Source organism: Vibrio sp. 10N.247.311.49 (genome assembly GCF_041467655.1).
GTDB classification, from domain to species: Bacteria; Pseudomonadota; Gammaproteobacteria; order Enterobacterales; family Vibrionaceae; genus Vibrio; species Vibrio crassostreae_C.
This window is the reverse complement of sequence record NZ_JBFSVA010000038.1, coordinates 19,230-28,852: the sequence shown is the minus strand read 5'-3', so window position 1 is coordinate 28,852 and position 9,623 is coordinate 19,230. Positions and strand designations below refer to the sequence as shown.

The window sequence follows — 9,623 nt, the reverse complement described above, 5'->3', positions numbered from 1 at the left end:
TCATCAATCCAAAAGGTCAGAGAGCCACGGTTAATGAGTGATTGGTTGTATTGCTTCCAGTTGGTTGTTTTGTAAAGAGGTTTAGGCATAGAGCTACGAGAAGTAGTGAACGTAGCTGATCAGATCGTAGGTTCTTGATTTAGTTCCATTGAATTACGCAACAAAGCCAGTTAACGCTACTTGGAATATCAAAAAGAGGAAATAAAGAACTGAGAACGCTATTTATCCATGCCGCAAGGTCAATTTTATGGAAAGATAAGTCGGTCGAAAAATATTTTGGTTCATGGCTTATTGAGCTTAAGAAGCGAAAATCTTTTAACTTGGCTGTGTGGTGAAAAATTGAAAATACAGGGGCATTTTTTGGAATACTTCCCGATTACTATTTGTTTTCGCTAAGAGCCTAAATTATCGATGAAAAACGCCCCTCTTGAAAGGGGTGTAGATTTGAACACACTGTTTTTACATGAACGCCAAGTTACTCTTATCCAGGAGCACTTTAACTCCAGAATACAGGCTAAAAATGACGAAATTACAGTTAACGGCGATTATCGCTAAAACGCCTCTGTCGGATAGGCGGCACCTGTTCCCAGATGCCTCCCTCCTCAGAACCGTACGTGCAACTTTCACTGCATACGGCTCAAGCCTCCACAAAGGCCTCGTTAAGCACCCAGTAACAAAATTACCTTTGCGATACACACTTAAAGCTTTAAAACTGCCCCAATGGCCATTTAATGAATAAGAAACCACGGTTCGCTGTCAGAAGACGCACTGATTTTATTCGAAATCATCATTTGTTTTTCTTCTTTAATAAAGTTCTTCAAGCTATCTCGCAACGGGAGACCAGTTAGAAGTCAGCTCGCTTTCGCGCCAGATATAACCTGTATCTACTTCATTACAAAGTAGCATTCGCTTTTTCTAACCTCCTTTACCTGCATACCTATCGGCAACCTTTACAGGCTGCTTTCCCATAGGGAGATATACAGGCTTGCCCTGTTCCGTATGCCGCATAAAATGTCAACTTAGATGCCCACAATGGTGCGGAGAGTGCAATGACCACGAAAGAGTAATGTCCAATCTCTTCCCGACTCTCGTTGCCTTTTGGCTACAGCGTATTAACCACTTCCGCTGCTTCATCATATAACGCGCCTTAAATGGATTCATTATATTCATCATATTGCCCCCCTAGCACTCACCCGACTTGTGGTTGTCAGGAGGAACGTCCTCTAACGATTCTTCCAGCTCAGTCAACAACCAAGCTTCGTTACATTGTCAGAGCCGCTTCTTTATTCAGGCTCCTAGGGGCATCTGGTAGTACAGATGGTTCACCCTTCGTGGTGAACAACGTTTCATACGACTTCAGGTCGCACGGACATTTCTGAGTTACACGTTTTATTAAATTAATATTTCATGAATTATTTAAGGTCTTGTAAAACCTCTAGCCTAGTGGCCAAATTTACTCACCTACAACACGTTAAAACGAGAATACGGAAAGTCAATAAAAACCCTTATAATATATGGGGTTTTATTAATTCAATTAATATTGAAAGTTATTTTGATAATAAATAATCATTATTATTTTTTTATATTTATCTAGCTGAGCTATAAAAAGACTTCATTTTTAATATATTGACGTCTTTCTAAATGCCTTTTCAAATACTCTGCTCTCAAGGACGTGTCGCGGACAGAGCAGATCGTATGCTCGAGGGCGCAAAGCTCACAGCAAATAAACTTGCTCTATATTATGACATTACACCTAACTACGTAGGGCAACGATCGCCTACGAAATCGGATGATTGGAGTGTTGCACTCCAGGAATCTCGAAAGACCCTCGCTCTGTTGCAGACAAAAATCTCCCATTTACTAGCCACTGGCGATAGCCCTGTCCTATTTGCATCAAATACCTGCTCAGCGAGCTTAGCGACACTGCCCGTTGTTGCATCGACTTTTCCTGACATAAAGGTCCTATGGATCGATGCACACAGTGACTTTAATACCCCTGAAACGACAGAAACCGGTTATCTCGGCGGGATGGTATTGGCTGCTACATGCGGCCTGTGGGATAGCGGTTTTGGCGCGGGAGTTAAACCTAATAATGTTGCTTTAATTGGCGTACATGACATCGATGAAAAAGAACTTAACAACGTTAATAATGCAGGTCTCATGCACTTTCCCCCTTCAACTCTGACGCCAGAGTCAGTCATCAAATTCATTGGTGATTCCAAAGTCTGGGTTCATGTGGATTGGGACGTTATGGACCCGGGGCAGATTTCCGCTGACTTCAAAGTCGAGGGAGGCTTGAAAGTCGCCCAATTATTGGATCTATTCGAGTCACTTCCTAACAACCAAATTATGGGCTTAGAACTTGCTGAGTTCTGTGCAGATAGCCACTCGTCAGTAGCCAATACAGAAGGACTAGATCTCATCATTCAAGCCGTGGATGCGCTATTCAAAAAAAATAAGAGTTTAAGTCATGGAAATCATCAAAACTAACCCTGCGGCTCTTGCGCCTAATGAGCAACATAAAACCTTGTATACACATGCAGAACTGTTGCAAGAACTGAATCAGTTTTCAAACTGGAAGAAGGAAGCGTGGGAAGAATTCAGTAAGAGAGTCAGCGCCCCCTGAGTTCCCTTGCCTGTTTAGCCGCAGAGCGTGGAACTCTAAGACTATCCAAGTGCTGTTTTGTGAGTCGGATGAACACAACACTTACTACCCGTTTTTGCATGGACTGATTGCTTATACGGACATGTTGAATTCCACTCCAGTTAATAAGCGTATGTTCTCGCCATTAGTGGTGTTTTTTTCTCCGGACCTTTCACTTTCAATGGCACCGCACAAGCTTGGTTGGGAAGTCTTAAATTGGACGCATGAGCACGATGTCGCTCAATGGCCTAGGCATATACCTATCGACCCCGAGGCATCTAAATGGACATACTGCTTTAATGGTGTCGAACTGTTTATCAACATGAGCTCAGACAAGCATCAAGTGCTTAGAAATCGGAATCTCGGCTCACGCCTTAATTTTGTGATTAACGCAAGGGAGGTCTTTGACATGGTCGCTAATGGTGAAACGAAAGGTGGCAGGCAGGCTCGAGAGCGTATTCGAAATCGTGTCAAAAAATACAACAACGGAGTGATGCCAACTGAGTTGGGGTTTTATGGAGAAGAAGAAAACCTCGAATGGCGTCAGTATCAGTTGCAAGAAGCTAGTGTGAAACGACCAAGACTGTGTCCCTTCAAATAAAAACTAACGAGAGAACGTAGATGCCTTTATATAACTCAATAACAGAAACTGTTGGATGCACTCCAATTGTCAAACTAAACAATCTTGCTCCAAAGGGAGTCGAGGTTTATGTCAAAGTGGAGTCTTTCAACCCAGCTGGTTCAGTCAAAGATAGGCTTGCACTCTCAATCGTGTTAGACGCTGAAACAAAAGGTTTGCTCAAGAAAGACGACACAATTATTGAATGCACTTCAGGTAATGTTGGAATTGCCTTGGCCATGGTTGCCGCAGCCAGAGGATACAAATTTATCGCCGTAATGGGGGATGGATATTCGCTAGAACGCAGGAAGCTAATTCGCGCTTACGGTGGTGAAGTCATCTTGTTCCCAAGTGAACAAGGTAGTAGCGGCGGTAATCGAATTGCCGACCAGCTTGCAGCTCAGAATGGATGGTTCAGACCCCGCCAGTTCGATAATCCAGCTAACCCTGCTTATCATCGTGAAACGACAGCAAGTGAGATACTCAGTGATTTTTCTGGTAAGCGTTTGGATTACTTTGTCACAGGCTTTGGTACAAGCGGAACTCTTACGGGTATTGGACAGATGCTGAAGGTGGCACGACCGGAGGTTGAAATTGTCGTCCCAGAACCTAAAGGTGCTCAGATCCTCGCAAAGGACCAATGGAAAGTTCACCCCATCCAAGGTTGGACCCCAGATTTCATACCAAGTGTGCTGGATAAGAGTGTGGTGGATAACCTTGTCACTGTTGATGGAAATTTGGGGATCACGACGGCACGTGACTTAGCTCGTCACGAAGGCATTCTTGTTGGTATCTCTGCCGGGGCAACGGTAGCTACAGCTTTAGAAGTGGCTAAATCTGCATCTAAAGGAAGCGTGATATTGGCAATGGCACCAGATACAGGAGAAAGATATTTGTCTACTGAGTTGTTTGATCAACTTGGTAATGAAGAAACGGACCCTTTTATTACAACTTGGAGCGAAGAGTCTATAACAGCTGAATGTAATGCATAGTTCACCCTCTAAATACTGGATTTATGTTAATAGTACACGTGACATGTAAACGCTATCAACGATAATTATCAACGAAAGGAATACTCGTATGGAAAAACGAATTTCATTAAGTGTGTTGGCGTTGGTCATGTTCTGTGTGACCTACTCTGTAAACCTTCAAGCACCTCTTTACAGTGTTTATGCCGAAAACAGTAACATGGGCCCCGCGGCGGTCGCCATCGCCTTTGCTGCCTATGTATTGGGTCTATTGCCTACTCTATTAATGCTAGGGGGTATTTCAAATAAAGTAGGTAGGAAGCAACCCATATTCCTTGCACTATTGTTAAGTGCGGGGGCAACGGCATTGCTCGTCATTCAGCCAAATTGGACCTCGTTATTTGTCGCAAGACTGCTATTGGGTGTTGCTACCGCCTTAACCACAACCTCAGTCTCAGCGTATATATACGACCTTATTGATGAACGAGAACAAAAATTTGGTACGTTGCTAGTGGCCGCGTCTACGTCGTTGGGGTTTGGTAGTGGTGCACTTGCGACAAGTGTGAGCCTAAACGTAGCTGGCATGACAGTGCTGCCATACAGTTACCTCAGTCTATTTCTACTCGTTTCTTTGTTGTTGTTGTTGCTGGTTCGATTGCCGAGCAACCAAACCATAAAACCAAATCTCAAACTCATTACATTGCCTTGCTTCCCCACCAACACGTGGTCGTATGGTTTAGGCATGATGTTAGCTTGGGCTACAACGGGTATGGTCATCGCAATCGTACCAATACTTCTCAATGAGATGGGTTTAAGCGATTGGACTGGCTTAATGGTTTTCCTATCTATTTGCACTGGTTTTTTGACTCAACACATTGCTAAACGCTTGCACCCAAACTCAAGCCTAATATTGGGATGTTTCTTTACGGTATTTGGGTTTAGCCTCATAGCACTTGGCTACTATCATGAATCTATCACGATCATTCTTTTCGGAGCCAGTTGCACTAGCCTTTCAAGTTATGGTTTCACATATATGGCGGGGCTACTTAAGTTTACGAGTAACCATAACATCGACAAGGCAAGCTCTACGGCTGGCATGTACATCTATTCTTATGTCGGATTTTCGATACCTGTAATTACGTCCGGATTCATAGCGCAGCGCTTCGGTAACTGGATGGCGATACTCAGTTTTCTAACACTTCTACTGGCTCTTTGTTTCATTATTGTCGTCGGAAAGTTGATAGAAGGGAAGAAACAAACTCACTTTATGAAAGTTAAGAGCTAGGAAGGCTGAATGTCAGACTCACAGATTTCGCTCATTACAGGAGCAAACAGAGGGATCGGTTTTGAAATTGCAGCAGAACTTGGCAAGCAAGGTCATAAGGTACTGCTTGCTGGTAGAAAAGCAGCAGCAATTAAAGAGGCTGCTGCTAACCTGAACCTCCAAGGTATCGAAGTCTATTGCTTATGTATGGACATTACCGACGACAAATCTATCAAAGAAGCCGTCCATATCGTTGAAACCTTGTTTGGTAAGGTCGATATACTTATAAACAACGCAGCAATAAGGGTTGAAGAATATGGCACACCGCCGTCTGAACAACCACTCATAAAATGGTTTGAAACGTTCAATACAAATTTGTTTGGTACGGTAAACGTAACCCGCAGCTTTTTACCTTTACTCAAGCGCTCAATGAAAGGAAAAATCCTCAATGTATCGAGCTTATTGGGATCGGTGACGTTACATAGTGACACCAAATCATACGCATACACGGATGAATTTAAATCTCTACCAGCGTACAGTGCCTCAAAAAGTGCCCTCAATTCTTGGACTGCTCACCTCGCCTATGAGCTTCGAGATACCTCGATAACGGTAAATAGCATCCATCCCGGCTATACAAAGACCGACTTAAACGATGGCGATGGGATGTTAACCCCAAAAGAAGGAGCCCTCACAGCGATAAAAGTGGCACTTGATGCTGACAGCTTAGTGAGTGGTCAGTTTATTCACATGGAATCCCTTCTTCCCTGGTAGTAAAAGGAATAGTTAAATGCTCGCAACAAAGAAAGTCGCTTTAGTCTCAGATAGTGATAGCCTAGCTGTCGACTATGATATGCCTTATATTCTGGACGCTTTTAAGCGTACTGACGTGGAAGTTGATGTGATATTTTGGGATAGCCCCAACCACGATTGGGCTATGTATGATGTGGTTGTCCTGCGCTCACCGTGGACCTATATGGAGAAAATTGAGCCATTCATTGAATTTTGCCAACAAGTTGAAAATTGTTCAGTACTGCTCAATCCTCTATCGGTGATCAGATGGAACTCAGACAAGAGTTATTTGAAACAACTCGAGAAGCAGGGTGTCCCAATTGTCCCGACAGAAATCATCTACTCAGAAACTGAGATTCAAGCAGCCGTTGCTAATCTTCAAGATAACTACTGGAAAGTTCACGAAGTCGTGATTAAACCAACAGTTGGTGCCTATTCATTCGGTGTCATTCGTCTGTCCATCGAAGATTTAGACAAAATAACTCAGCATGTGCGTTACCTATTAGGACTAGGTAAGGGCGTCATTATTCAACCATACCTACATACGATTGAAGAGCATGGTGAAACGAACATGATTTACTTTGATCATACGTACTCACATGCGATTAAGAAGGAACCTTTGCTCGCACAACGTGGTGAGACTAAAACGCCGGACATGGAATTTCGCAAGCTAAAAGAAGCGAATAGTGAAGAGAAGGCGTTGGCGAAGCGTATATTGAGGTTAGTACAAAGCAATCTTGGTCTTTCTCAACCACTTCTGTACGCGAGATTAGACTTCATTGAAGGTAAAAATGGTCGGCCGCTGCTGCTGGAACTTGAGATAACCGAACCATCACTAAGCCTACCACTTACGCCTGAATGCGTTGATATATTTGTGCAGTCGATTATTGATAAAGCCCCAAAGCCTGTATATATAAAGGATTCTTTGTAACTGCCCTGGTTACCTATAAGCAGTTAATCGGTCTTCGAACATAATTATAAAGCGGTTCAGAACTTGTCGCCATTTGCTTATATGGGCATCGTCCATTGTACGGAGACATCCTGGATCGCTAAGAAGATCGTCTTCCCTGCCACTTCATCCGTTGGGAATAGCTTACTTTTGTTGACGGCTTTCGAGATAAAAAGTGACGGATAAAAATTTAGCCTATGAAGTTTCTGGACAAAAATAAATCAGTACCTTTGCTAAATTAGAAAGTCATGAATAACTACAGGTATGGAAAGTCACTTAATTTGGTGTCCAGTCTTGGCTGTGCAGATCATTGTCTATCTTTACCATCCTGTTTAATGTATTTGCGATAGGCTCATTATGGTCGCATAACACTCGGTAAACACACATAATGAAAGGAATTTATCTATGATATTTAAAGGAATCAGTGCTTTCCCGATCACCCCGATGTCGGATGAACGAATCGACGTGACCGCTTATAGTCAGATTCTTGGCCGTTTAATTAACGCAAGGGTTGATTCTATATGTGCCTTAGGGTCAACAGGTTTATATCCGTATTTAAACGCATCAGAGAAACATAACGCGATTGCTACAGCAGTTGAAATGGCAGGAGAAATTCCTGTCTTGGCTGGCATCGGGTCGCTACGATTAAGGGATGTGCTTGCTAATGCTGAGCAAGCAGAGCAGCTCGGCGTAAAAGGTCTTTTACTCGCGCCTATTTCTTATCATCGGTTATTCGATGAAGAAGTCTATGAACTCTATCGACGTGTATCGGAGAGCGTTTCGGTACCTATCTGTGTATACGACAACCCAGCTGCTACCCATTTTACCTTTAGTCACGAACTCCATGCTGAGATTGCAAAGCTAAAAATGGTGCAGTCAATAAAGTTCCCTGGTGCGCAATTTGAAGATCAGGGTGGATGCCGAGTTCAAGCTCTCAGAAAACTACTGCCAGGCAATGTAACGATTGGAGTTAGTGGTGACGTATTCGCTTCAAATGGCATTCAAGCAGGATGTGACGTTTGGTATTCCGTCCTAGCAGGTTTGTTCCCACTCACCGCTCTATACTTATTTAAGCAAGCCAAAATTTCTTCCCCTGCGCAAGCGAAAGAACTCTCTCTAAGATATGACAGACTGTGGCAATTGTTCTCAGATAATCTCGGTGCCATGAGGGTGATGGTCAGTGCGGCAGAAATATTAGGCTATGCTGAATCCCCATGTTTACCAACCCCTTTGACAGGATTAGATAGTGAATCCAAGCTCATTCTGCAAGAAATTATCTCAGAGTTAGATCTCGCTTAACACTATATGTAGAGTGAAATTTCTTACGGGATTTTTCGACCCAAAATCAAGATGGCAAGCTTTGGACCAAAACCGTGTCAGTGTTTTTACTAATCTAGCTGCCACGGGTAAAATGTGATCTACCCTGTCAGCACGAAGCTGGACACTTCTGAGTTACGAACCATAGAACATCCTGACTTTGCGGATTACTTCTAGTATTACAACCATACGACCACCCTGCATGTTGTTGGCCAAATGCCCTTATCCACTACAGATGGCAATTGCCGACAACAAAAAACTTATACCTAATAAGTCAAAACCTAAAACACCCTCTTTTAGAAGGTAATATCCAGAAACAATACCAATAATAGGTATAACCAAGATATTTAAGTTAGCTGACATCATCAATATACTTCGGCACTTCTGGTAGGTTATTTCATCGAAGAAGACTACCAGTTCATCTCAATATCTATCTGCCTAGGTTTTATCTTGATAACTAACTAATGTATTAAAGTACCTGCCAAGCACTTTATTAAAATCACTAATATAACCACCTACCGAGGTAGGTGGTTTTGAGAGAGAAATCTAAGACTCAGACGTTTGCCGCTAAGGAACAGAGACACACGATGCGTAAAGATAGTCGTCGCTCGGCATAGTGAGCCCAGAGTGACCATTTCTGAGAGATATATTGGCATAGCCCGGACCACGAGACGTTGATGTCCAGTAATTTATCCTGACTGCCCAGCCACGAGCAGTAAACATATTTCCATTTGTGTTGAATAGTCCCCTTAACTCATTCACAGTAGCTAAACGCCAGTTGGTTCGTCCTGCAATACTCTTGGAATTATATGTGTCACACAATGAATCTGCGTTATTCCAATCGAAAATATAGAAATCCCCAGTAGGACCTGAAGTTCCTATTTCTTGTGTAAAACCTTTATTTGTACTGCCTCCTCTACTATCTAGGAACGTTTTGGATGGTGAATTTGTAAACAATTTCCCACTACCAGTATCGAAGATGTCAAGACATGAAGCTCCCGTACTCCTACATGCATAGACCTCCACGTCCACTGTGTTACTGGTGACTCCGTCTAGGAAAGCCTCAACCGTCG

The 9,623-nt window shown here is 43.0% G+C and carries 10 protein-coding genes and 1 pseudogene; 9 read left to right on the top strand and 2 right to left on the bottom strand.

Going from position 1 to position 9,623, the window contains the following annotated elements; translation table 11 throughout:
• The first annotated feature begins 152 nt into the window (after positions 1–152).
• The 8 genes from AB6E54_RS21785 (at position 153) to AB6E54_RS21750 (ending at position 7,215) form a co-directional block, all read left to right on the top strand.
• Positions 153–335 carry a transposase gene (locus AB6E54_RS21785; RefSeq protein WP_371731383.1) on the top strand — a complete coding sequence of 61 codons (183 nt, stop codon included), beginning with the start codon at positions 153–155 and terminating at the stop codon, positions 333–335.
• 1,360 nt (positions 336–1,695) lie between these two features.
• Entirely contained in the window at positions 1,696–2,490 is a 795-nt protein-coding gene (locus AB6E54_RS21780) for an arginase family protein (protein ID WP_017100381.1), read from the top strand.
• On the top strand, positions 2,471–2,626 hold the full coding sequence (locus AB6E54_RS21775) for a hypothetical protein (protein ID WP_017100380.1): 156 nt from the start codon (positions 2,471–2,473) through the stop codon (positions 2,624–2,626). Before AB6E54_RS21780 ends, AB6E54_RS21775 begins: the two co-directional genes overlap by 20 nt.
• 49 nt (positions 2,627–2,675) lie before the next feature.
• Positions 2,676–3,245, top strand: a complete 570-nt coding sequence (locus tag AB6E54_RS21770) for a YqcI/YcgG family protein (protein ID WP_240798337.1) — start codon at positions 2,676–2,678, stop codon at positions 3,243–3,245.
• 20 nt (positions 3,246–3,265) lie between these two features.
• Entirely contained in the window at positions 3,266–4,255 is a 990-nt protein-coding gene (gene cysK / locus AB6E54_RS21765) for a cysteine synthase A (protein WP_017100378.1), read from the top strand.
• A gap of 88 nt (positions 4,256–4,343) precedes the next feature.
• Complete coding sequence (locus AB6E54_RS21760) at positions 4,344–5,516, top strand: MFS transporter (protein ID WP_017100377.1); 1,173 nt, start codon at positions 4,344–4,346, stop codon at positions 5,514–5,516.
• Positions 5,517–5,525: 9 nt separating this feature from the next.
• Entirely contained in the window at positions 5,526–6,266 is a 741-nt protein-coding gene (locus AB6E54_RS21755) for an SDR family NAD(P)-dependent oxidoreductase (RefSeq protein WP_017100376.1), read from the top strand.
• Between the two features lie 16 nt (positions 6,267–6,282).
• The gene (locus tag AB6E54_RS21750; RefSeq protein ID WP_017100375.1) at positions 6,283–7,215 is read left to right on the top strand and encodes a RimK family alpha-L-glutamate ligase; all 933 of its coding nucleotides are present in this window, start codon (positions 6,283–6,285) and stop codon (positions 7,213–7,215) included.
• 9 nt (positions 7,216–7,224) lie between these two features.
• Here the strand turns inward: AB6E54_RS21750 and AB6E54_RS21745 are convergent.
• Positions 7,225–7,403, bottom strand: a pseudogene (locus tag AB6E54_RS21745) (IS256 family transposase); the annotation flags it as partial.
• A gap of 235 nt (positions 7,404–7,638) precedes the next feature.
• Between AB6E54_RS21745 and AB6E54_RS21740 the strand changes: the two are divergent.
• Entirely contained in the window at positions 7,639–8,532 is an 894-nt protein-coding gene (locus AB6E54_RS21740) for a dihydrodipicolinate synthase family protein (RefSeq protein WP_017100374.1), read from the top strand.
• Between the two features lie 585 nt (positions 8,533–9,117).
• Here the strand turns inward: AB6E54_RS21740 and AB6E54_RS21735 are convergent.
• Positions 9,118–9,576 carry a DUF1566 domain-containing protein gene (locus AB6E54_RS21735; RefSeq protein ID WP_237297831.1) on the bottom strand — a complete coding sequence of 153 codons (459 nt, stop codon included), beginning with the start codon at positions 9,574–9,576 and terminating at the stop codon, positions 9,118–9,120.
• Between the last annotated feature and the right edge of the window lie 47 nt (positions 9,577–9,623).